The 23,283-nt window shown below is 71.3% G+C and carries 20 protein-coding genes; 10 read left to right on the top strand and 10 right to left on the bottom strand.

The genetic code is table 11. The features are described from left to right. From O3Q52_RS22040 to O3Q52_RS22065, 6 genes are all read right to left on the bottom strand, one after another. The coding region (locus O3Q52_RS22040) for an ABC transporter ATP-binding protein (RefSeq protein WP_269650497.1) at positions 1-1,094 on the bottom strand (1,094 nt) is incomplete at its 3' end. Positions 1,095-1,296: 202 nt separating this feature from the next. Beyond that, the gene (locus tag O3Q52_RS22045; protein ID WP_269650498.1) at positions 1,297-2,532 is read right to left on the bottom strand and encodes an MFS transporter; all 1,236 of its coding nucleotides are present in this window, start codon (positions 2,530-2,532) and stop codon (positions 1,297-1,299) included. A 112-nt stretch (positions 2,533-2,644) separates the two neighbouring features. Continuing rightward, on the bottom strand, positions 2,645-4,090 hold the full coding sequence (locus tag O3Q52_RS22050; protein WP_269650499.1) for a CitMHS family transporter: 1,446 nt from the start codon (positions 4,088-4,090) through the stop codon (positions 2,645-2,647). A 122-nt stretch (positions 4,091-4,212) separates the two neighbouring features. Beyond that, entirely contained in the window at positions 4,213-6,468 is a 2,256-nt protein-coding gene (locus O3Q52_RS22055) for a molybdopterin oxidoreductase family protein (RefSeq protein ID WP_269650500.1), read from the bottom strand. A gap of 166 nt (positions 6,469-6,634) precedes the next feature. Further along, positions 6,635-7,255, bottom strand: coding sequence for a TetR/AcrR family transcriptional regulator (locus O3Q52_RS22060; protein ID WP_269650501.1), 621 nt, complete (start codon positions 7,253-7,255; stop codon positions 6,635-6,637). A 64-nt stretch (positions 7,256-7,319) separates the two neighbouring features. Then, entirely contained in the window at positions 7,320-7,889 is a 570-nt protein-coding gene (locus tag O3Q52_RS22065) for a hypothetical protein (RefSeq protein ID WP_269650502.1), read from the bottom strand. A 178-nt stretch (positions 7,890-8,067) separates the two neighbouring features. On the opposite strand from O3Q52_RS22065, the gene hmgA reads away from it, so the two are divergent. The 3 genes from hmgA to O3Q52_RS22080 all read left to right on the top strand — a co-directional run bounded on the left by hmgA (position 8,068) and on the right by O3Q52_RS22080 (position 11,498). Continuing rightward, positions 8,068-9,444 (top strand): homogentisate 1,2-dioxygenase, encoded by a 1,377-nt coding sequence (gene hmgA, locus O3Q52_RS22070; protein ID WP_269650503.1) that lies wholly within the window; start codon positions 8,068-8,070, stop codon positions 9,442-9,444. A 63-nt stretch (positions 9,445-9,507) separates the two neighbouring features. Continuing rightward, positions 9,508-10,257, top strand: a complete 750-nt coding sequence (locus O3Q52_RS22075) for a GntR family transcriptional regulator (RefSeq protein WP_055615539.1) — start codon at positions 9,508-9,510, stop codon at positions 10,255-10,257. A 41-nt stretch (positions 10,258-10,298) separates the two neighbouring features. After that, positions 10,299-11,498: a type ISP restriction/modification enzyme gene (locus O3Q52_RS22080; RefSeq protein ID WP_269650512.1), complete on the top strand. Its 1,200-nt coding sequence runs from the start codon at positions 10,299-10,301 to the stop codon at positions 11,496-11,498. A gap of 82 nt (positions 11,499-11,580) precedes the next feature. Here O3Q52_RS22080 and O3Q52_RS22085 read toward each other — a convergent pair whose 3' ends face one another. After that, positions 11,581-12,303, bottom strand: coding sequence for a TetR/AcrR family transcriptional regulator (locus O3Q52_RS22085; protein ID WP_269650513.1), 723 nt, complete (start codon positions 12,301-12,303; stop codon positions 11,581-11,583). Positions 12,304-12,387: 84 nt separating this feature from the next. Here O3Q52_RS22085 and O3Q52_RS22090 point away from each other — a divergent pair, with 84 nt between their 5' ends. The 3 genes from O3Q52_RS22090 (at position 12,388) to O3Q52_RS22100 (ending at position 15,441) form a co-directional block, all read left to right on the top strand. Further along, positions 12,388-13,368 carry an ATP-binding cassette domain-containing protein gene (locus O3Q52_RS22090; RefSeq protein ID WP_269650504.1) on the top strand — a complete coding sequence of 327 codons (981 nt, stop codon included), beginning with the start codon at positions 12,388-12,390 and terminating at the stop codon, positions 13,366-13,368. Further along, positions 13,365-14,147, top strand: coding sequence for an ABC transporter permease (locus O3Q52_RS22095; protein WP_269650505.1), 783 nt, complete (start codon positions 13,365-13,367; stop codon positions 14,145-14,147). Before O3Q52_RS22090 ends, O3Q52_RS22095 begins: the two co-directional genes overlap by 4 nt. Before the next feature lie 97 nt (positions 14,148-14,244). Beyond that, positions 14,245-15,441, top strand: coding sequence for a CaiB/BaiF CoA-transferase family protein (locus tag O3Q52_RS22100; RefSeq protein ID WP_269650506.1), 1,197 nt, complete (start codon positions 14,245-14,247; stop codon positions 15,439-15,441). 53 nt (positions 15,442-15,494) lie between these two features. On the opposite strand, the gene O3Q52_RS22105 is transcribed toward O3Q52_RS22100, so the two are convergent. The 3 genes from O3Q52_RS22105 to O3Q52_RS22115 form a co-directional block, all read right to left on the bottom strand. After that, a complete protein-coding gene (locus O3Q52_RS22105) occupies positions 15,495-15,764 on the bottom strand; it encodes a hypothetical protein (RefSeq protein ID WP_143635847.1) in 270 nt (89 codons plus the stop codon). Positions 15,765-15,879: 115 nt separating this feature from the next. Then, a complete protein-coding gene (locus O3Q52_RS22110) occupies positions 15,880-16,680 on the bottom strand; it encodes an anti-sigma factor (protein ID WP_269650507.1) in 801 nt (266 codons plus the stop codon). Next, on the bottom strand, positions 16,677-17,219 hold the full coding sequence (locus O3Q52_RS22115; RefSeq protein WP_269650508.1) for a sigma-70 family RNA polymerase sigma factor: 543 nt from the start codon (positions 17,217-17,219) through the stop codon (positions 16,677-16,679). The genes O3Q52_RS22110 and O3Q52_RS22115 overlap by 4 nt, the downstream gene beginning before the upstream one ends. Before the next feature lie 269 nt (positions 17,220-17,488). Here O3Q52_RS22115 and O3Q52_RS22120 point away from each other — a divergent pair, with 269 nt between their 5' ends. The 4 genes from O3Q52_RS22120 to O3Q52_RS22135 all read left to right on the top strand — a co-directional run. Next, positions 17,489-19,030 (top strand): DUF4331 domain-containing protein, encoded by a 1,542-nt coding sequence (locus O3Q52_RS22120; protein ID WP_269650509.1) that lies wholly within the window; start codon positions 17,489-17,491, stop codon positions 19,028-19,030. Positions 19,031-19,137: 107 nt separating this feature from the next. Further along, a complete protein-coding gene (locus O3Q52_RS22125) occupies positions 19,138-20,586 on the top strand; it encodes a lipopolysaccharide assembly protein LapB (protein WP_269650510.1) in 1,449 nt (482 codons plus the stop codon). 44 nt (positions 20,587-20,630) lie between these two features. After that, positions 20,631-22,352, top strand: a complete 1,722-nt coding sequence (locus tag O3Q52_RS22130) for a sulfite exporter TauE/SafE family protein (RefSeq protein WP_269650514.1) — start codon at positions 20,631-20,633, stop codon at positions 22,350-22,352. Between the two features lie 44 nt (positions 22,353-22,396). Further along, a partial coding sequence (locus O3Q52_RS22135) for a serine/threonine-protein kinase (RefSeq protein WP_269650511.1) occupies positions 22,397-23,283 on the top strand: 887 nt, incomplete at its 3' end.

The raw sequence follows: 23,283 nt of genomic DNA on the forward strand, positions 1-23,283 counted from the left end.
CGACCTCTCAGGCGGCCGAGGACCCCGCCCACGGGACGGCGGCCGCGCGGCGGCCGGGGCATGGGGCGCGGTGCCTCCAGGTCGGGCACGACGGCGGGCTGCGAGCCGGTGTTGAAGTGGACGAGCACCTCGTGTCCCTGGAACTCCACGTGCTCGACGAGTCCGCTGATCGCCACCTCGCCGGGCCTGGCCTCCGCCGGCTTGGCGATGCGTACGGCCTCGGAGCGCAGGCCCACGATGACCTCGTGGCCCTGGTGCACGCGGAGCAACCGGTGGTCCAGGCACAGGGGTTCGGGCAGGACGAGGGCCTGGCGGCCGAGGCCGATCGACATGGCGCCGTCGAGCGGGGCGAGGACGACACCGCGCAGGAGGCTGATGCGCGGGGTGCCGATGAAGGCGGCGACGAAGACGTTCTCGGGCAGCGCGTAAACCGTGCGCGGGGTGCCGACCTGCTGGAGGACACCGCCGCGCAGGACGGCGACCCGGTCGCCGAGGGACATCGCCTCCGCCTGGTCGTGGGTCACGTACACCGTGGTGACGCCCAGCCCCCGGGTGAGGCGGGCGATTTCGGCGCGCAGACGGTTGCGGAGCTTGGCGTCCAGGTTGGCGAGCGGCTCGTCCATCAGGAACGCGGAGGGGTGCCGTGCGATCGCCCGGCCCATCGCGACGCGCTGGCGTTCGCCGCCGGAGAGCTGGTGGGGGAAGCGGTCGAGGAGGTCCTCGATGCCGAGCATCTTGGCCGTGGCGTCGACGCGCGAGCGCGGGTCCTGGCCGGGCGTCTCGATGCGCAGCGGGAAGCCGATGTTGTCGCGGCCGTTCATGGTCGGGTAGAGCGCGAAGTTCTGGAAGATCATCGCCATGTCCCGGTCGGCGGGCTCCAGATGGTTGGCGTACGCGCCGTCGAGCCGCACCTGCCCCTCGGTGGGGTCCGTGAGGCCGGCGATCATCCTCAGCACGGTCGACTTGCCGCAGCCGGACGGCCCGAGCAGCACCAGGAACTCGCCGGGCGCGACGTCGAGCGACAACCTCTCCACCACAGAGACACCGCGTGTGTAGGACTTGCTGACCTGTCGAAGGGAGATGGCGCGTGACATGGGACGTGACCCCCGGGGGCTCACAGGGCGCTGTTGCTCCGCGATCGGAGGTCTCGCGGGTCGTACGAGACCTATGAGTCACGGAAGCTAACGGACCGCACACATCCCGGGGAAGACTTGCGGCGGAATCGGGCGGGCCTTGTGGAGGGCCCTCCCCGTGAAACCCGCCCGTTCGGCCAACTCCGGTGCGAAAGAGGCCTGTTCAGTGTCTCTCGGGCTCCGGTGCGGATGGCGTACGTCCCCTACGTTCCGTCGGCTCCGGCTCGGCCGCGCCCGTACGCCCCTGTCGCAGTCCGAGCCCCGAGGCGATCAGCAGCAGCGCTCCGAGCATCACGAACGGCGCGGCCACGCCGGCGACTCCGGCGACCAGGCCGGCGGCGGCGGGCGCGGCGACCTGGCCGAGCCGGTTGCCGGTCAGGCGCAGGGCGAGGGCGGTGGAGCGGGCCTCGTCGGGGGCGGCCTGGACGACCGTGGTCATGGACAGGGGCTGGCCGACGCCCAGACAGAAGCCGAGCAGGGCGAGGATCACGGCGAGGCCCCAGACCGGTACGGGCAGCGCGATCCCGGCGCACAGGAGGGCCCCCAGCAGACAGGTCGTGGTGAGCAGCGCGGCCCGGCCGAGGAGCCGCAGCATGGGTGTCATGACCAGGCGGCAGGCTATGGTCGCCGCCGCGCGCAGGCTGAGCAGCAGGCCGATCACGGAGGGCGCGATACCGCGGTGCTCGCCGACCACCGGCAGATACGCGGTGAGGATGTCCGTCGCGGAGAGCACCGCGAGGCTGATGAAGATGCCGGCGGGTACGCCCCGGGTGCGCAGTATGCGGTGCACGGGGACGCGATCGCCGCGTCCGGTACGGGACTTGGGCCGGTCTCGGTGCTCTGTGCGCCACAGCGAGACGAACGAGACCGCTGCGACGGCGCCCGCGACCAGCAGGGCGAGGGCGCTGGTGCCCGCCATGTCGGGGCCGCCGATCAGGGCGCCCGCGGCGATCGGCCCGACGAGCTGGCCGAGCGAGGCACCGATGGTGAAGTGGCCGAAGTTGCGGTCCTGGTCGTGCGGTGCGGACTGGCGGGCCACGATCGACTGGGCGCCGATCACGAAGGAGAGGTGTCCGAGGCCCATCACCCCGCTCCAGGCCGCCATCGCGGCAAGGGAGTTCGCCGTACCGCTGAGGGCGCAGCCCCCGGCTATGAGGACGACGCCGGCCGGGAGCAGCGGGGCGCACCGGCCGTGGTCGGTCCGGCGGCCCAGCGGTACGGCGGCGAACAGTGGCAGCAGCGCGTAGACGCCGGCGATGACACCGATCGCGCGCTCGTCGGCGCCCAGCGCGAGGGCCCGGTAGGAGACGGCGGGCCGTGCCATCGACACCGCCCCCTGCGCGAAGCTGAAGGCGATGACGAGGCGGAGCAGCCAGCCGCGGTTCCCACCGGGCCTCACAGTGACACCCTCCGTTGGACGGATGGACGGATGGACGGACGGATCAGATGGATCAGGTGGATCGGACGAACGGGGTGGGCCCGGCCGGGGCCGGACTCCCATGAGCCGAGGCTCAGATGATGCCGAACAGGATTCCGGCGCCGAGTACGACGAGGGAGGTGAGGGCGGCCCACTTGACGACGAACTTGGTGTGGTCGCCGAACTCGACCTTGGCCATGCCGACCAGGACGTACACGGCCGGGACGAGCGGGCTCGACATGTGCAGCGGCTGGCCGACGAGCGAGGCGCGGGCGATCTCCAGCGGGGAGACGCCGTGGGCCGCGCCCGCCTCGGCGAGGACCGGCAGGACACCGAAGTAGAAGCCGTCGTTCGACATGAAGTAGGTGAGCGGGAGGCTGAGGACGCCGGTGACGAGGGCCATGTGCGGGCCCATGCCGTCGGGGATGCCGTCGACGAGCCACTTGGCCATGGAGTCGACCATGCCGGTGCCCTGGAGGACGCCGGTGAAGACGGCGGCGGCGAAGACCATGCCGGAGACGTTGAGGACGTTGTCGGCGTGGGCGGCGAGGCGGGCCTTCTGGTCGGGGATGTGCGGGAAGTTGACCGTGAGGGCGAGCGCTGCGGCGAGCACGAACAGGACCGGGATCGGCAGCAGTTCCATGATCATGGCGGTCAGGAGCGTCGCCGTGAGCAGCGCGTTGAACCAGTACAGCTTGGGGCGCAGCGTCGGACGGTTCGGGTCGAGGCCCTGGAGGCGGACGTCGTCCTCCTCCTCGTCGTCGGAGGCGTCGGTGCCGGAGCCCGCGCCGCCGGTGGTCTTGGTCATGCGCACCTTGCCGTCACCCGGGCCACCGGCGGCGGCACCGGCGCCGACCAGCACCGTCTCGGTCTCGGGCTCCTCGACCAGCTGCTTCTCGTCCGTCAGTACGTCGGTCAGGCTCAGCACGCCGAGGCGCTTGCGCTCGCGGAGGCCGAGGACGTACGAGAGGGCGATCACGGCGACCAGGCCGACGGCGAGCGCCGGGATCATCGGGACGAAGATGTCGCCGGCGTCGAGCTTGAGCGCGGTGGCGGCGCGGGCGGTCGGGCCGCCCCAGGGCAGCGTGTTCATGACGCCGTTGGCGGTGGCTGCGACGCCGGTCATCACGACGAGGCTCATCTTGAGGCGCTTGTACAGCGGGTACATCGCCGAGACCGTGATCATGAAGGTCGTCGAGCCGTCGCCGTCGAGCGAGACGATCGCGGCGAGCAGGGCCGTGCCGACGACGATGCGCAGCGGGTCGGCCTTGCAGAACTTGAGGATGCCTCGGACGATCGGGTCGAAGAGGCCGACGTCGATCATGACGCCGAAGTACACGATGGCGAACATGAGCATCGCGGCGGTGGGCGCGAGGGTGCCCACCCCTTCGATGACGTAGTCGCCGAGCTGCGCGCCCTTTCCGACGAACACGCAGAAGAGTGCCGGGATCAGTACGAGCGCCGCGATCGGCGACATCTTCTTCATCATGATCAGGACCAGGAAGGTCGCGATCATGGTGAAGCCGAGGATGGTCAGCATGAGTGGATACCTAACGTTCGCCCTTGAACTTCCACCAGGGACAGCGGTTCGAGTGACGTTAGGGCGGCCACGCAAGGCTTAACAAGATGTTGACACGCGAGCAATAAGCGCAAAACTACAGGTCAGGGCGTTGTGCCTGTTGGCGCGATATCGATGGGTACGCCATTGAGTACGGCCGTGCCGGACAGCGGGTCGAGCAGGCTGCCGTCGAGGAGCTGGTTGACGTTGACTCCGGGGTTCTCGGCGGCGTGGGTCGTGCGGGTGCCGGGACGGTCGTGTCCCCAGCCGTGCGGCAGGCTCACGACTCCGCGCCGTACGGCGTCGGTGATCTCGGCGGGAGCGACGACCTCTCCCCCGGCGCCCTTCACCCGCACCGGCGCACCGTCGGTGACACCGAGGCGGTCGGCGTCGTCGGGGTGGATGTGCAGGGTGCAGCGGTTGGTGCCGCCGGTGAGGGCGGGGATGTTGTGCATCCAGCTGTTGTTGGAGCGGAGGTGCCGGCGGCCGACGAGGACGAGCCCCTCGGGGCGCCGGCGCAGTGCGTCGCGCAGGCGCGGGAGGTCGTCGGCGAGCGGCTGTGGAAGCAGCTCCACGAGTCCGCTGCGGGTCTTGAGGGGCTGCGGGAGGCGCGGCTGGAGCGGTCCGAGGTCGATGCCGTGGGGCTGGTCGAGCAGCTTCTCCAGGGTCAGCCCTTCGGGGCGTACGCCGAATCCGTCGCCGTACGGGCCGAGGCGCAGCATCATGTCGAGGCGTCGCTCGGGGCCGGTCTCACCGGTGAGCTGGGCGGCGAGTTCGCGCGGGTCGCGGCCGTGTGCCGGGGAATGGGCTTCCTTGACGGCCTTGCCGAGGGTCTGCCCGATGACCAGGTCGTCGACGGCGGAGGGGTCTGCGCCGTGCATGCCGGTGGCTGCGAGGACGAGCCGGGCGAGGATCTCCGTCTCGGCCATGCGGCCGGGCTCCAGGGGGACGGCTGCGCGGGTGTAGCGGACCTGGTTGCGTACGGCGAGGGTATTGAAGGCGAAGTCGTGGTGCGGGCTCTGCGAGGGCGGGGGCGGGGGCAGCACGACGTGGGCGTGCCGTGAGGTCTCGTTGAGGTAGGGGTCGACGCTGACCATGAAGTCGAGCGAGCCGAGGGCCTTGTCGAGTCGGTCGCCGTCGGGCGCGGACAGGACGGGGTTGGCGGCGATGACGACGAGGGCGCGGATGGGCTCGCCCTCGGCGGTCGCGGTGTCGATCTCCTCGGCGAGCGCGGCCATCGGCAGTTCGCCCTTGGCCTCGGGGTGACGGCTCACGCGGCTGTGCCAGCGGCCGAGCGCGAACCCGTGGCCGGGTCCGGCGGGGCGGGGTGTCCGGTCGGTGGCGGCCTGTGGGAAGAGGGCGCCGCCGGGCCGGTCGAGGTTGCCGGTGAGGATGTTCAGGATGTCGACCAGCCAGCTGGCCAGGGTGCCGTGCGGGACGGTGCAACTGCCGATGCGGCCGTATACGGCGGCGGTGGGCGCGGCGGCCAGTTCGCGGGCGAGCGCGCGGATCGTGTCGGCGTCGACGTCGCAGGCCTCTGCGGCGGCTTCCGGGGTGAAGTCCCTCACGGCCGCGCGGAGTTCGTCGGTCCCCTGCACCAGCTCTGCGAGCTCCCCGAGGTCGGTGAGCTCCTCCTCGAAGAGGACGTACGCCATGGCCGCGAGCAGCAGCGCGTCGGTGCCGGGGCGGATGGCCACGTGCCGGTCGGCGAGCTTGGCGGTGCGGGTGCAGCGCGGGTCGATGACGGTCAGGGTGCCGCCGCGCGCCTTGATGGCCTTGAGCTTGCCCGGGAAGTCCGGGGCCGTGCACAGGCTGCCGTTGGATTCGAGGGGGTTGGCGCCGATCAGCAGCAGGTGGTCGGTGCGGTCGAGGTCGGGCACGGGGATCGCGTTGGCGTCGCCGTAGAGCAGTCCGCTGGAGACGTGCTTGGGCATCTGGTCGAGCGTGGACGCGGTGAAGAGGCTGTGGGTGCCGAGGCCCCCGAGCAGCACGGTCGGATAGAGGGCGCCGGCCATGGTGTGCACGTTCGGGTTGCCGAGGACGGCTCCGACGGCGTGCGGCCCGTACCGCTCGACGACCGGCCGCAGTCCGGCCGCGACGGCGTCGAAGGCCTCGGCCCAGGTGGCCTCGCGCAGTTCGCCGTCCTTGCGCACCAGCGGATTCCGCAGCCGGTCGGGGTCGCCGTCGGCGGCCCCGAACGAGGCGCCCTTCGGGCAGATGAACCCCTGGCTGAACACGTCGTCGCGGTCCCCGCGCGCGCTCGTCACGCGGGTCCCCTCGATGGTGAGCGTGAGCCCGCAGGTCGCCTCGCAGAGGGGACAGATACGCAGAGCTGTTCGGGAGTCGGCGGTGGTGGACACGGGTCCTCCCGGAGGGGGTGGCGGCAACGGTGACGCACTGACCGGGCCGAGCATACCGACCGGTATGGACGCTGGGGAGGGGGTGCGGGGGTCACGTCGGAAATTCGCGCGCCGTTCGAGCATCCGCGCCGGGCGGGCCGGGCGACGCCGTCGCCCGGCCTCTCCGTCAGTCGAGCGACCGTGCCAGATACGCCCGCAGCAGTTCCCGGGTCTCCTCTATGACCCGTTCGTCGCCGGACGGGTCGAGGCGGAAGGCGAGTTGGACGAGGGTGTCGGCGGCCTCGACGGCGATGAGGAAGGTGCGGCGCAGGTCCTCGTCGGGTTCGCGGTTCAGGACGGAGGAGAGCAGGTCGGTGAGGCGGTCGGCGACGCGGGTGTTGGGTTCGGCGTCGCGGGTGCCGACGGGTATCTGGTTGCCGAAGTCGACGAGGGAGAAGCCGGGCGCGGTGCGTTTCATCGCCAGGTACTCGTCGAGGACCGCGTCCATGGCCGCGCGCCAGCCGCCCGCGCCGGCGGTCTCATGGAGGCGGAGGGTGACGCGCTCGGTGAAGACGTCGAGGTTGCGCTGGGCGAGCGCGTCGGCCATGGCGCGCTTGTTGCCGAAGAAGCGGTAGACGGAGCCTATGGGCACGCCGGCGCGCAGGGCGACCGCGCGGGTGCTGAGGGCGTCGTAGCCGACCTCGTCGAGGAGATCGGCGCAGGCGTCGAGGATGCGGGTGAGTCTTTCGGCGCTACGCCGTTGAACGGGCGCGCGGCGCAGCGAGGTCGCAGGGGGCACGGGCTTCATGATGCCTTTCCGCCGGGGTCCGGTGAACCTTGCCCTTCGGTACGAAATTCGGTGCTCATGCCACTCATTTGTGCGTGCCCGGACCACTCGTCGCCGGTGCCTTCGCGGACTCCGTCTCCGTCGGCCCGGGATCGGACACGGTGATGTCCGCCGTGCTGCCGACGGGCTCGCCGTCCACGGCCCACACCGTGTCGTCGTCGGCGTGCAGGCGCACACTCACCTGGTGGGTGCCGCGCGGCACGAGGCCGCCCGCGATGTGGTGGTCGGGGCCGCGGAGGAAGGACAGGGGGCGGCCGTCGAGGCGGAGGAGGGCGTGTCCGCGGCCGGGTTCGGCCGTCTTCCTCGTACCGGCCGGCGAGAAGCGGAAGTCGTGGACGGTCAGGCGTACGTCCCAGCCGTCGCTGTCGGCGTCGGGCTGTATCTCGATATCGACCTTCGGTGCGTCCCTCTTGTCGATCTCACGGTAGTGCCGTCCTTCCTCGTCCGTGTCCTCCAGCACCTTGCCCACCGGCGACGGCCTCACTCCGTCGTCCTCGCGCGCTTCGTCGGACCCGCAGTCCGTCGCTCCGACGAGCAGAGCGCCGAACAGGACACAGGCCGCGAGCGCGGTGAGGAATACGCGCGTCCACGACATGCCGGGGAGATTAGAGCACCGCTCTGACAGTCGGATCCCCCTGAAGTCTGGTTCTCGGTACTCCAGTGGTCTTGGCGCGATCCCGCGGTCGCCTCCGTGGGCACGGGCATCTCCCTCTTGCGCACGGATTTCGCGAATCCTACGGTGATGCATAGGAATCAGGAACGAGGGAGCGATCATGAGCGGGGACGGGCGGATCACCGCCGAGGCACGGCGGAAGACCGTCGAGGCGCTGACGTATCTCACCGGGTTCGGCAACGAGCACAGTTCGGAGGCGGTGCCGGGCGCCCTGCCGCACGGCCGCAACTCTCCGCAGCGGGCCCCGCTCGGGCTCTACGCGGAGCAGCTGAGCGGTACGGCGTTCACCGAGCCGAGGGCACACAACCGCCGGTCGTGGCTGTACCGGATCCACCCGTCGGCCGCGCACCCGGCCTTCGCCCGCACCGACAACGGCGCCGTCCGCACGGCGCCCTTCACGGAGACGGTGCCCGACCCGAACCGGCTGCGCTGGAACCCGCTGCCCGAGCCCTCCCCGGGCACCGACTTCCTGGCGGGGCTGTGGACGCTCGGCGGCAACGGCGACGCGACGCAGCGCACCGGCATGGCCGTGCACCTCTATCACGCCAACGCCTCGATGGAGCGGGTGTTCAGTGACGCCGACGGCGAGCTGCTGATCGTGCCGGAGCGCGGCGGGCTGCTCCTGCGCACCGAGTTCGGGCTGCTGCATGTGGAGCCGGGACATGTGGCGCTGATCCCTCGTGGGGTGCGCTTCCGTGTGGAGCTGCTGGACACCGCGTCCGACGACGGCCCGGGCCCGACGGCCCGCGGCTATGTGTGCGAGAACTACGGGGCACCCTTCCAGCTCCCCGACCTCGGCCCGATCGGCGCCAACGGTCTCGCGAACGCCCGCGACTTCCGGGCGCCCGTCGCCGCGTACGAAGACGACGAGGGCACAGCGGGCCCGGTGGAGGTGGTGAACAAGTTCTGCGGCAACCTCTGGTCGGCGACCTACGACCACTCCCCGCTGGATGTCGTGGCCTGGCACGGCAACCATGTGCCGTACGCCTATGACCTTCGCGCGTTCAATGTGATCGGCACCATCAGCTACGACCACCCGGACCCGTCGATCTTCACGGTGCTGACCTCGCCGTCGGACACTCCGGGTCTTGCCGGCGTCGACTTCGTCGTCTTCGCGCCGCGCTGGCTGGTGGGCGAGGACACGTTCCGGCCGCCGTACTTCCACCGGAACGTGATGAGCGAGTACATGGGGCTCATCGAGGGCGCGTACGACGCGAAGGCGGAGGGATTCGTGCCGGGGGGCGGCTCGCTGCACAACATGATGTCGGCGCACGGTCCCGACCGGGAGACGTTCGACCGGGCGAGCGCCGCCGAGTTGCGGCCGCAGAAGATCGACGACGGTCTGGCCTTCATGTTCGAGACGCGCTGGCCGGTCACCGCCACCGCGCAGGCCGCCGGCGCGGAGCATCTGCAGCGCGCGTACGACGACGTGTGGCAGGGCCTCCAGCGGCACTTCCGGCCGGAGCGGCGCCCATGACCGACCGGGACCGATCGTGACCGCCCGTTGCACGCAGCGCCCGCGAACGGTACGGATACCCTCGTGACCTCCTTCGCCCCGGACTCGATCGTCCTGAACCGCAAGCTGCCGCTCTGGTATCAGGTGTCGCAGTCCCTGCGCGCCTCGATACTCGGGCGGTCCGCGCAGGATCCGCTGCGGCTGCCCACCGAGGAACAGCTGGCGGAGCACTACGGGGTGAGCGTGCTGACCATGCGGCAGGCGCTCAAGGAGCTGGAGGACGAGGGGCTGATCACCCGCCATCGCAGGCGCGGCACGTTCATCGAGCCGAGCGCCGCGCGGGGCGCCCCGGTCCGGCTGCTCGGCTCGGTGGACGCGATCGTGGCCCAGCAGTCGGGCATGACGACCCGGCTGCTGGACCACGGCACCGAGCCCGTGTCGGCGGAACTCTCCGAGCACTTCCCGGACCTGACGGAGGTCGCGACCTACCACCGGCTGCGCAGCGACGAGAAGACCGGGGAGCCGACCAACCACGCGCGCAACTACGTACGGCCCGAACTGGCGGCCCTGATCGACCCCGAGGACCTGGTCCGCTGGCCCATGACCAAGGTGCTGCGGGACGTCGCGGGGGCGAGGATCAGCCAGATCACCGACACCGTCGAGGCGCGGCTGGCGGACCCGGAGACCGCCCGGCTGCTCCAGGTCCCGCTGCTGAGCCCGATCCTGCACTACACGGGCGTCGTGCACGGCGAGGACGGCCGGGCGCTCGACGTGGCCCGCATCCAGTACCGCGGCGACCGCTTCTCCTTCACCGTCACCCTCGACGCCCACTGAGCATGCGGGACCAGGTCACCGCTCAGGACGCACGTCGTACGATGCCGAGCGTGCCGCACGACGACGCTCCGCTGCTCGCGGACCTCATGCCGTGGTCCGTCGCACCGCCCCGGCTGGGCCGCGGGTGGCCGACGGCGCCCGACCCGGCGTCCCTGAAAGCACGGTGGGACGCCCTCGTGAAGGCCGAAGGGCCGGACCGCGAGGCGTTGTTCGGCGTCACGCGTGCGCGGACGCTCCACTCGGCGGTGGGTCAACTGCCGGGCCAGTCCTCCGGAACGGTCCGGCTGGCCCGCGCGTCGGGCCCCTGCGCGGAGCCGGTACGGGTCCTGCACGGGCCGTTCGACGAACAGTGGCTGATCCCCGACCACCGGCTGATCGACGCGGCACGCCCGGAGTTGTGGCGCGTGACCGACGAGCGGCAGGTGTTCGCGGTCGAGCAGGCCCCCGCACCCGACGGGCCGCCCCTCCTGGTCACGTCGACCCTGCCGGTGGTCCTCCCCCAGTCGAAGTCCGTGCCCACCGCCCGGCCGGGCCGGATCCACCCCTTGTACCGGCGCCCCGAGGGCCGCGAACCCAACCTGGCACCGGGCCTGCTGGGCCTCCTGGCCAAGTGCCTGGGCCACTCCCCCACCCCCCTGGACGTCCTCGCCTGGACGGTGGCGGTAGCCCGCCCGGGTCCGCGCGGGTGCACGGTGCCACTCACGTCGGACCCCGAACTCTGGGCACGCGGCACCGAGTTGGGCCACCGCATGCTGTGGCTGATGCGGCGCGACGGCGAACGCCCCAAACTCCCCGGCGGCCGCCGCCCGTACGTACGGGCCCCACTCCCCTCCCGCCCCCTCGAACTCCGCTACGACCGCGACGAGGAGACCCTCCACCTCGACGAGGGCCGCATCTCCCCCGTCCCGCCCGCCGCCTGGGACTTCGAGGTCGGCGGCGTCCGCGTCCTGGACCAGTGGTTCACCACCCGAACCACCCAGCCGGACCCCGGCACCCTGGACTCCATCCGCCCCACCACCTGGCCCCAGCCCTGGACCTCCGACCTCCTGGAGGTCATCACGGTCCTGTCCCTGCTGGCGGAACTAAGGCCTCAGCAGGCCGAGTTGACGATGAAGACCCCGATCACGGCGGACGGCCTGCGCAAGGCGGGAGTACTCCCGCCGCCGGACGCGTCCCGCAAGCCGGCCTCAGTACTGGACCACCACGAGGAGGGCCCGGAGGGCCAGGTCGCGCTGATCTGAGGGAGCGGCCGAGCCCCAAAGGGGCGCGGGGAACTGCGCGACCAGCCACGGCGCACCCGCAGCCAACGAACTCCCCACCCCCCTAGTCGCCCTCCGCCCGGGGTGCGAACCCATCAAGCACCCTTACCAACGCCCGCTCAAACACGGCCCCCATATCAATCGGCCCCGCATCCTCCATGAACGCCGCCGCCATCCGCGGATAAGCCCCGGTGGCAACCTGCGCACCCAAATAAGCCCCACGCACCGCGTGCTCCCGCTCCTCCGACCAAGGCAACGCCCGCACCCGCTCAACCGTCGCCAGCTCATTCCCCACGTACGTCGTCACCACCCCGTTGACCATCGCGATCAGCTCGAACTTCGTGCCGTACGTCCCCTCGAAGGAGTCCAGGCACGTAAGGCAGTGCTCCAGATAGCGCAGGGCGTTGGGGCTGAACCCGTACACCGGCGACATCAGGGCCGGCAGCCACGGATGCCGGAGCATGAGCGCCCGGGTCTCATGGGCGACCCGGAGCATGTCGGCACGCCAGTCCCCCGCCGGCTCCCACAACTCGTGCTCACCACTGACGGCGTCGACCATCAGCTCGTACAGGTCCTCCTTGCGAGGCACGTAGTTGTAGAGCGACATCGTGCCGCAGCCCAACTCGGCCGCGACGTGCCGCATCGAGACCCCGTCCAGCCCCTGCGCGTCCGCGATGCGCACCGCGGCGGCCGCGATGTCGGCCCGGGTGAACGCGGGCCGCGGCCCGCGGCCCGTGCGCTCGGGTCGGGCCCAGATCACTTCGGGTACGTCGGCGCGTCCTGCCATCGGTGTCGTCAGTCCTGCCATCGGTGGATCCTGTCGTCCCCATCGTAGTTACGTACAGCGTACGTAGTGAGGTATGGTCGCACCATGACGACTACGTACGCTGTACTTAGTGAAGGTCTGGAGAAGAGTTTCAGGGAAGTCCGGGCGCTGCGCGGGCTGGACCTGGCCGTGGCGGAGGGCACGGTCTGCGGTCTGCTCGGGCCGAACGGCGCGGGCAAGACGACGGCGGTGCGGCTGCTCACCACGCTGCTGCGACCGGACGCGGGGTCCGCGCGTGTCGCGGGGCACGACCTCGTCCGGGAGCCGGACGCCGTGCGCCGCGCGATCGGCGTCACCGGGCAGTACGCCTCGGTCGACGGCGACCTCACGGGACGGGAGAACCTGCGGCTGTTCGCGAAGCTGCGCCGCCTCCCGAAGGCCGCCGCCCGCGCCGACGAGCTCCTCGACCGCTTCGAACTCGCCGACGCGGCGGACCGCCCCGCGTCCACCTACTCCGGCGGCATGCGGCGCCGCCTCGACCTGGCCGCGAGCCTGATCACCCGGCCCGCGGTGCTGTTCCTCGACGAGCCGACGACGGGTCTCGACCCGCACAGCCGCAACCAGATCTGGGAGACCGTGCGCGCGCTGAAGGCGGAGGGCACGACGGTCCTGCTCACGACGCAGTATCTGGAGGAGGCAGACCAACTCGCCGACGACATCGCCCTCGTGGACCGCGGCAGGGTCGCGCACTCGGGCACGCCCGCCGAACTCAAGGCGCTCATCGGCTCGTACGCGGAAGCGGTCGTCGCCGACGCGGACGCCATGGCCGGAGCTGCGGCCGTCCTCGACCAACTGACGGGCTCCAGGCTCGACTTCGACGAGGAGCGGCACGCCGTCGGCGCGGTCACCACCGACCCGACGCTCACCCTCCCCCGTCTCGTACGCGAACTCGACGCCGCCGGGGTGCCGTTGCTCGACGTGAACCTGCGCCCGCCGACGCTCGACGACGTCTTCCTCCGCCTGACCGACGGCTCGACCGGAGCCGGGCCCCGTGACCGCACCGACAGCAAGGAGCTTGTGACATGAGCGCGTTGGCCTACGACGGCACCGCGATGCTGGGCCGTCAGCTGCGGCGGATCCGGCACAACATGGGGCTGCTGATCCTCACCCAGACCATGCCGATCACGATGCTGCTGTTCTTCGGCTATGTCTTCGGCAGCGCGCTCGCGATGCCCGGCGAGGAGTACCGGGCCTTCCTGGTGCCGGGGCTGCTGGTCGCGACGGCGGCCAACGGGATCATGACCGGGATGTTCCAGGCCGCCCAGGACTCGCACCGGGGCGTGATGGACCGCTTCCGCACGCTGCCGATCAGCCGGGCCGCCGTACCGCTCGGGCAGGCGGTCGGGGACCTGGTCGTCACCGCCGTGGGCACGGTGCCGGTGCTGCTGGTGGGGCTCGCGGTGGGCTGGCGGATGGAGGGTTCCGCGCTGGAAGCTGCCGGCGCCGTGGGTCTGCTGCTGCTGTTCCGGTTCGCGACCACGTGGATCGGGATCCTGCTGGGCCTGGCCTCGCAGAGCGAGGAGGCGGCCGGGCAGCTGGGCGGCGCGACGTTCATCCTGCCGCTGCTGTCGAACGCGTACATCCCGACGGACAATCTGCCCGACTGGCTGCGCACGATCGCCGAGTGGAACCCGATCAGCGCGGTGACCACGGCCCTGCGCGACCTGTTCGGGAACGCGCCGGTGCCGACGGACGGCGCCTGGCCGGTGACGCACCCCGTCGCGGGGTCGCTGGCCTGGTGCGCGGTCCTCATCGCGGTGTTCCTGCCGCTCGCCGTCCGCCGGTACACGAACGGCGGCCGCTGACCGCTCACCCCGGGGCCGCGTCCGCCCTGCCGACCGGCCGACCGGTCTCCCCGCCCCCGCATGACAAAGCCCTCGCGCGCGGGACATGATCCCTCGCATGGAGCCGCTTCCCCTGCCCCTGGAGGGCATCACCGTCGTCGCCGTCGAACAGGCCGTCGCGGCACCCTTCGCCACCCGGCAACTCGCCGATCTCGGGGCCCGGGTCGTCAAGGTCGAGCGGATCGACGGCGGTGACTTCGCACGCGGCTACGACACCGCGGCCGCCGGTCTCGCCTCCCACTTCGTGTGGTGCAACCGCGGCAAGGAGTCCATCGCCCTCGACCTCAAGGACCCGCGCGGCCTGGACGTCGTACGCCGTCTCGTCGCGGACGCCGACGTCTTCGTGCAGAACCTCGCACAGGGCGCGGCCGCGCGGCTCGGTCTGGACGCGGCGACGCTGTGCGCGGCCGACCCGCGGCTGATCGCCGTTGACATCTCGGGGTACGGGGCCTCTGGTCCGTACGCCGGCAAGCGCGCGTACGACATGCTCGTGCAGTGCGAGGCGGGGCTGGTGTCCGTGACGGGGACGGCCGGGCAGCCGGTGAAGGCGGGTATCCCGGCGGCCGACATCGCGGCGGCGATGTACGCGTTCTCGGGGGTGCTGGCGGCGCTGGTGCGGCGTGGCACGACGGGGCGCGGCGGGCCGGTGGAGGTGTCGATGCTGGAGGCGCTGGCCGAGTGGATGGGGCATCCGCTGCACCATGCGATGCACGGCGGTACTCCCCCGGCGCGCACCGGTCTCGCGCACGCCGTCATCGCCCCGTACGACGCCTATCCGACGGCGGACGGCGGGCGGGTGCTGCTGTCGGTGCAGAACGACCGGGAGTGGCGGCGGCTGGCCGAACAGGTGCTTCGGCGGCCGGAGTTGGCACACGACCCGGCGTACGCGACGAACGCGGCGCGGGTCGAACACCGGGAGCACACCGACGAGTTGGTCGGCAAAGCCCTGGCGGTGCTGGTCACGGACGAGGCGGTCGCGCAGCTTGAGGCGGCCGGGATCGCGTGTGCGCGACTGCGGGACGTACGGGAGGTGGCGGAGCATCCTCAGCTGGCGGCGCGGGACCGGTGGCGGGAAGTGGGTTCGCCGGTCGGGCCGCTGAGGGCGTTGTTGCCGCCGATCACGCTGCCGGGCGGGGACTCGGCGCGGATGGGGCCCGTACCCGCGCTCGGGGAACACACCGGGGCGCTGCTGCGTGCCGTGGGGATGACGGACGATGAGATCGCAGCACTGCGCCGGGACGGTGTGGCCGCCTGAGCGCGGGTCGGGGTCCTGTTCGGGTTCGGCCGCCTGTCAGCGGCCGAGGCCGCTCAGCGGCCGCCGAACAGGGAACGGCGCAGTCGGCGCAGCGGTGCGAAGAGCGAGACCCGCCTCACTCGCGCGCCCCTGGCGGTGCGGTCGTGCGCGGTGTCACGTGCGGTGAGCTCGCGCATCAGGTCCGTCGCCTCTGCCGCCTCGCGCTGAGGGATGGCGGGGCCACCCATCACCGAGAGATGGCGGTCGAGGCGCGAGCTGGTCGCGCTGCTGCCACACGTGATCGCAGGGACTCGCGCCCTGCCACGCACTGTTATCTGTTCCATGTCACTCCCCACCCATACGAGGGCACCCGGCCCGGGCAGGTTAACCCTATCGCTCCCTCTCCACACCCGTGTATCCCGGGCGCGGGATTCACCTTTCCGGTAAGGGTGTTGACGGTTACTCTCCGAATCCAACTGATTCCAGGGCGAGTTGGACAACCGGTGCGGTTGTTGGCTGCGCTGAACCGCCCGACGGCTCGACGGTGACAGCGAGTGATGTCGCGTTCGCGTTCAGCCCGGTGGCAATCAAGGGCGTGTCGCCGTCCAGGAGCCCCAGGGAACGCGGTTTCTCCTCCGGTCGCATGAGCCACAGTTGGTGAACCCTTCCGTTCGAAGGTGTACCCAGTCCGGCCGCGGTCACTACAGCGGTGCGCTGCGAGGCGGACGCGACGACGCTCATGCCCTGTCCGTTCGCGTCGCGTCCGGCGCTCGCGCGGGCGTCCGGCGCGGCGAGAACGTGTGCGATCTCACGTGCCTGGGCGCGCTCCTGGGCGAGCTGGTCCTGGGTGCGGGCCGCCTGCATGCCGAAGAGCGCGGCGACGACGAGGGCGGCGGCGGCCGTGGTGGACGCGAGCGGGATGAGGAACGGCGAGAAGCCCGAGCGACGGGCACGCGACGGCGCCCGTTCCTCGTACCGGTCCGTGATCGCCCGAGCCGGTGGCTGGGCGAAGGCCGCCGGCTCCTGAGGAGTCGTCCGTACGGCCATGAGGACCCGGTCGCGCATCGCGGCCGGTGCCGGGGCGGCCGTGGACCAGGCGAGGCGGACCGCGTCCTCGCGCAGCGCGCGCACCTCGGCGGCGCAGCTGTCGCAGCGCCTCAGGTGTTTCTCGAAACGTTTGTGCTCATGGGGTTCCACGGCGTCCAGGGCGTAGGGGGCGGCCAGGGAGTGCAGATCACTCCGCCGGAAGAGGCTGGTCATGCGACACCTCCCAGGCAGTCGCGCAACCGCGTGAGTCCGTCGCGCATGCGCGTCTTGACCGTGCCGAGCGGCAGGGAGAGCCGTTCGGCCACTTCACGGTACGTGTAGCCGTCGTAGTAGGCGAGGGTGACGGACTGTCGTTGCAGTGCGGTGAGCCGGTCCAGGCAGCGGCGCACCCATTCTCGTTCGAGGCCGGCCTCGACCTCCTCGGCGACCTGGTCGAAGGCGGGGCCGTTCGAGCGCCGGGCCATGCGCAGTTCGCGCCCCCCGGCGGCGCGGGCACTGCGGACCCGGTCGACCGCCCGGCGGTGCGCGAGGGTGAGGACCCAGGACAGTGCGCTGCCGCGGCCCGGGTCGTAGCGTCCGGCGGACCTCCAGAGTTCGAGGAGCACCTCCTGGGCCACCTCCTCCGACTGGGCCGGATCCCGCACCACGCGGCGCACCAGCCCGAACACCGGCCCGGACACCAGACCGTACAAATCCTCGAAGGCCTTCTGGTCTCCTCCGGCCACGAGCACCAGAAGTTCGTCCGCCTCCACTCGTTTCCCCCTCACCGGCCATTGAACGGCCCGTCTCATCCTCACGTATTCGGCGCCGGAACGCCTTCGGATGGGGTTACGGATCAACTGCTTGAAAACGCGGGTGAATCCCGAACCAATCCTTCCGAGCCCCCGCTCCGAATGGCGTGCATCAGGCAACACCAACCGACGCGGAACGAGAGCGGGAGCCAACCAGTCGCAACCAGACCGGGGGCGCCTCTCGCGGACATCACCGCCGGAACACAGCTTTGGGACAGAGGACGGACGGCATGACACCTTTCACCAGCAGGTTCGTGGGACGCAGGAGCCTCGCGACCCTTGTCTGCGGTGCGTTGGCCACCGGCGGGCTCGCGGCCGTCGGCGTGACCGCGCTCGGACCTGGGACGGCGAGCGCGTCCAGCCACCGGGAGGCTCCGCTCATCTCGGGGCAGCCGCAGTTCGACAACACGGACGTGTACGCCTTCGTAAGCCCCGACAAACCGGACACGACAACGCTCGTCGCGAACTGGATCCCGTTCGAGGAGCCGGCCGGCGGACCGAACTTCTTCACATTCGCCGAGGACGCCCAGTACGACCTGCACATCGACAACGACGGTGACGCGCAGGGCGACTTCATCTTCCGCTACACGTTCAAGACGCACGTGAAGAACGACAAGACCTTCCTGTACAACACGGGCCCGGTCGAGAGCCTCGACGACCCGGACCTCAACATCACACAGACCTACGACATCGACCTGCTGCAGCTCAAGGACCAGAAGCTGGTCAAGAAGACGAAGTACGCGGACGACGTGCCGGTCGCGCCGTCGAACGTGGGCAAGGCGTCCATGCCGGACTACGCCAAACTCCGCAAGCAGGCCGTGCACGAACTCCCGGGCGGGGCGACGACGTTCGCCGGTCAGGCGGACGACCCGTTCTTCCTGGACCTGCGCGTCTTCGACCTGCTGTACGGCGGGAACCTGTCCGAGGTCGGCAACGACACGCTGAAGGAGTACAACGTCAACTCCGTTGCCCTCCAGGTGCCGACCGACATGATCCAGGAGTCGGCCGACCAGCCGATCGTGGGCATCTGGTCGACGACGCAGCGCAGGAGCGCGAGCGGTGAGTACCGGCAGGTCTCGCGCCTCGGTATGCCGCTGGTGAACGAGGTCGTCAACCCGATCAAGGACAAGGACAAGTTCAACGCGTCCTCGCCCTGGAACGACGGCGACTTCCTGCAGAACGTCACCAACCCCGAACTGCCCAAGCTCATCGAGGCGATCTACAAGATCCCGGCGCCGAAGGAGCCCAGGAACGACCTGGTCGACGTGTTCCTGAAGGGTGTGAAGGGTCTCAACCAGCCGCCGTACGTCCGTCCTTCGGAGATGCTGCGCCTCAACACCTCGATCAAGCCGGCGACCAAGGAGAAGCGGCTCGGTGTGCTGGACGGCGACAACGCGGGCTTCCCGAACGGGCGTCGGCTGGGCGACGACGTGCTGGACATCGCACTGCAGGTCGTCGAGGGCGAACTCGTCGGCGCCAAGAACGACTTGGGTGACGCGGTCGACAAGAACGACCAGAAGTTCGAGAAGGCGTTCCCGTACGTCGCGCTGCCGACCTCCGGTTCGCGCGGCCCGCTCGCCAAGGGCACGACGGGCACCAACGACGTCCGCAACCAGATCGGTGACGCGCTGCAGCCCGCGGGCACCACGGGCGGTGTGGCCGGCATGGAGGACACCACGCTGATCGCCGTCTCGGCGGCGTCGGGCGCGGCCGGGTTCCTGCTCATCGGCACGGGTCTCCTGTGGTGGCGTGGCCGCCGCCGGGCCTACTGACCCGCACTCCGACTGGCGCGGCCCGCGCGTTTCCGTCCCCCACGGCGCGCGGGCCGCGCCGCTCACCCCCGAACCACCGCTTCCGTCAAGGAGATTGAGGAGAGGGCATGGCCCCGGGTACGAACGAGGACGCGCAGGAGAAGGTTCGCGCGGACGTGGCCCCGCCGCCCGAGGGCAAGGACGGGCCCGACCGGCCCGACCGGCCGAAGGAGAGCCCGGGGTCCCCGCGGGCGCGGATGCTGCGGCTCGGCGCGTCCGCGGTGGCCATCGCCGTCGCGATGACCGCGGGAGCCGTGGTGCTGGGCAGCAAGGACGACGACGGCGTGCGTACGGTGGCGTCCGCGCCCGGTGTCGCTCCCGAACTGCTTGGCACCGGAAGCCTCGCCTCCAGCATCTCCGCACTGCAGACCCACCTCAAGACACAGCCCAAGGACTACGGCGGCTGGTCCACGCTCGGCGTCGCCTACATCGAGCAGGCACGCACGAACGGCGACCCGTCCCGCTATCCGCAGGCGGAGCGCGCGCTGGACCGGTCGCTGAAGCTGAAGCCGGACAACGACCCGGCGCTCGCGGGCCGTTCGGCACTCGCCGCGGCCCGGCACGACTTCCCCGACGCGCTGCGGTACGCGGACAAGGCGCTGGACGAGAACGCGTACAACGAGCGGGCGCTGTCGACCCGCATCGACGCCCTGGTCGAACTCGGCCGCTACAAGGAGGCGTCCAAGGCCGCCGACCAGGCCGACGCCCGCCGCCCCGGCATCCCGGTCTTCACCCGCTACGCCTACGTACGGGAGCTGCGCGGCGACGTCACCACGACGCGGCGCGTCCTGAAGCAGGCGCTCTCCAGTGCCTCCACCCCCGGCGACATCGCGTACGTGGCGACGGCACTCGGCCAACTCACCTGGCGCGAGGGCGAGTACAAGACGGCACTGACGTACTTCGAGCAGGCCCTGCGGGCCGACAAGGTGTACCTCCCGGCGCTGGAGGGCCGGGCCAGGGCGCAGGCCGCGAACGGCGACAGCAAGGCCGCGATCGCCGGCATGGAGGACGTCGTGGCCCGCTTCCCGCTGCCCGGCCCGCTGGTCGTGCTCGGCGAGCTGTACGAGGCCCGCGGCGGCGAACAGGACAAGGCGAAGGCCCGCGACCAGTACGCCCTGGTGAACGCCTGGACCGCGCTGGCCCGGGCGAACGGCGTCAACGCCGACCTCGACACGGCCCTCGCGGCGGCGGACCACGGCGACCGCAAGGCCGCCCTGCGCGCCGCCCGCGCCGAGTGGGAACGCCGGGAGACCGTCCACACCGCGGACGCGCTCGCCTGGGCCCTGCACGTCAACGGCCGCGACGACGAGGCCCTCCCCTATGCCCGGCGCGCCACGGCCACCGGCTACCGCGACGCGACGTTCCTCTACCACCGCGGCATGATCGAACGGGCCACGGGCAACAAGAAGGAGGCCCGCAGCAGCCTTTCGGCGGCACTGAAGCTCAACCCGGGCTTCTCGCCGGTGGGCGCGAAGCTGGCCGAGAAGACCCTGACGGCGCTGGGCGGTGCGAAGTGAGCGCCGTCCCCGCGCGCGGCCTCCGGGTCCGGCCGGCCCGGCAAGTGGCCGCGCGCCGACGGGCGTTCGCGTCCGGTGCGGCCGTCCTGGTGGCGGCCTGCGCGCTCGTCCTTGTCCCCTCCGGCACCGCGTCCGCGCATCCGCTCGGCAACTTCACCGTCAACCGGTACGACGGACTCGTCATCGGTCCCGGGAAGCTGCGGGTCGACCATGTAGAGGACGTGGCGGAGATCCCGGCGACGCAGGCCAAGCCCGCCATAGACAAGGCGGGCATGGAGAGTTGGGCCCGGGAGCGGTGCGAGACGGCGGCCGACAAGAGCCGGGTGACCGTCGACGGAGAGGCTGTCGCGCTGAGCGTCGGCGAGAGCCTCGCCCGGGTGCGGCCCGGTCAGGCCGGGCTCAACACCCTCCGGGTGGAGTGCCGTTGGACGGCCCCGCTGCCGGAGAAGCCCGAGAAGAACGTGTCCGTGCGCTTCCGTGCCGCCGTGGACGACGGCCCCGGCTGGCGCGAGGTCACGGCCCGCGGCGACCGGATGACCCTCACCGCCTCCGACGTACCGACGAAGTCCGTCTCGGGTGAACTGACCAAGTACCCCAAGGAGTTGCTGTCGTCCCCGGCCGACACGGCGACAGCGTCGCTGCGCGTCCGCCCCGGCGGTCCCGCCCTCGTCGAGGAGAACTCCGACGCGCCCGGCTCCTCCATCCTGCCGCGCGGCGCCGACCGCTTCACCCGCGCGCTGGACGACCTGGTGTCCCGCCAGGACCTGACCCTCGGCTTCGCCGCGCTCGCCCTGGGCATCGCCGTGCTGCTCGGCGCGATGCACGCCCTGGCGCCCGGCCACGGCAAGACGATCATGGCCGCCACGGCCGCCGCCCGCGGCAACGCGACGATGCGTGACGTGATGCCGCTCGCCATCTCGGTGACCGTCACGCACACGCTGGGCGTGGTCGCCCTCGGCATCCTGGTGACCGCCGGCTCGGCCGCCGCGCCCTCGGTGATCGCCTGGCTGGGCGTGGCGAGCGGCGTCATCGTGATGCTGGCCGGCGCGACCCTCGTACGACGGGCCTGGCGGCAGCGCGGACACGGGCACAGCCATTCCCACGGCCACGGACACAGCCATGGGCACAGTCACAGCCATGGGCACGTGCACGCCCACAGTCATGATCGCGCGCTTGTTCTTGCGCATGCGCAGGGGCACGGGGACGGCCACAAGGGCGTCCACACGGACGGGGACGACCACGAACACGGTGACAAGCAGACGCACGACCACGGCCCGTCCCACACCCACGACCACGGCCCTTCTCACACCCACGACCACGACGGCTCCCACGACCACGGCCCTTCCCACGACCACGACGCCCCCCACGATCACGGTCACGGCCAGCACTCCCATCCCCACCCGCACACCCACTCCCCCTCTCTCAAGCTCAAGGACACCCTTCTTCTCGGCTTCGCCGGCGGGCTCGTACCGAGTCCCTCCGCGGTCGTCGTGCTCGTCGGTGCCGCCGCGCTCGGCAAGGCCTGGTTCGGGCTGCTGCTCGTGCTCGCCTTCGGGGCGGGGCTCGCGCTCACGCTCACGGCGGCCGGGTTCGCCGTGGTCAAGATCGGCAGCCGGGTCGCGAAGGCCATCGAGAACGGCGCCCGGTGGTCGGGCGGCCGGACCGCGGCCCTGCTCCGGCGGACCGTGCCGATCGGATCCGCGTTCGTCGTGGTGGCCCTTGGGGCTGGATTGGTGTTCAAGGGGGCGGCAACCGCACTCGGCTGAGCTACTTTTGTTCAGAATCGTGCGGATGCGAATGGGGGACGCCCGTGTCCGAAGAGCCGGGTAGTGAACGAGTGATCGCGGGGCGCTACCGTCTGCTCTCTCCGCTGGGCGAGGGCGGGATGGGGACGGTCTGGCGCGCCCGTGACGAGGTGCTGCACCGCGAGGTCGCCGTCAAGGAGGTACGGGCCCCTGGCGGACTGCCGGGCCCCGACGCCGAGCGGATGTACGCCAGGCTGGAACGCGAGGCGTGGGCCGCGGCCCGGGTCGCGAACCGCAATGTGGTGACGGTCTACGACGTGGCGACGGAGGACGGGCGCCCGTGGATCGTGATGGAGCTGATCCGCGGGATCGCGCTCTCCGATCAACTGGACGCCGAGGGGCCGATGTCGCCGCAGCGCGCCGCGCACATCGGCGCGGAGGTGCTCGCCGCGCTGCGGGCCGCCCACGAGGCAGGGGTCCTGCACCGGGACGTGAAGCCCGGCAACGTACTGCTGTCGAACGACGACCGTGTGGTCCTCACCGACTTCGGTATCGCGACGGTGGAGGGCAGTTCGGCGCTCACGATGACCGGCGAGGTGATCGGTTCGCCCGAATTCCTCGCCCCGGAGCGGGCGTTGGGGCGTACACCGGGACCCGAGTCCGATCTGTGGTCGCTCGGCGTGCTCCTCTACGCGGCGGTCGAGGGCAACTCGCCGTTCCGCCAGAACACCCCGCTGAGCACCCTGCGGGCGGTCGTCGACGAGGAGTTGCCGCCGCCACTCCACGCGGGCCCGCTGACTCCGGTGATCGAGGGCCTGCTGCGCAAGGACCCGGCGGACCGCGTGTCGGCCGAGGACGCCGAGCGGGACCTCCGGCTCGTCGCGGCGGGCGGCACACCCCAGACGGGCAGCGCCGCCTACGCGCCGACGATCGCGGCGCTGCGGCAGCCGGC

This window comes from Streptomyces sp. ActVer (assembly GCF_027270795.1).
Classification (GTDB): domain Bacteria; phylum Actinomycetota; class Actinomycetes; order Streptomycetales; family Streptomycetaceae; genus Streptomyces; species Streptomyces umbrinus_A.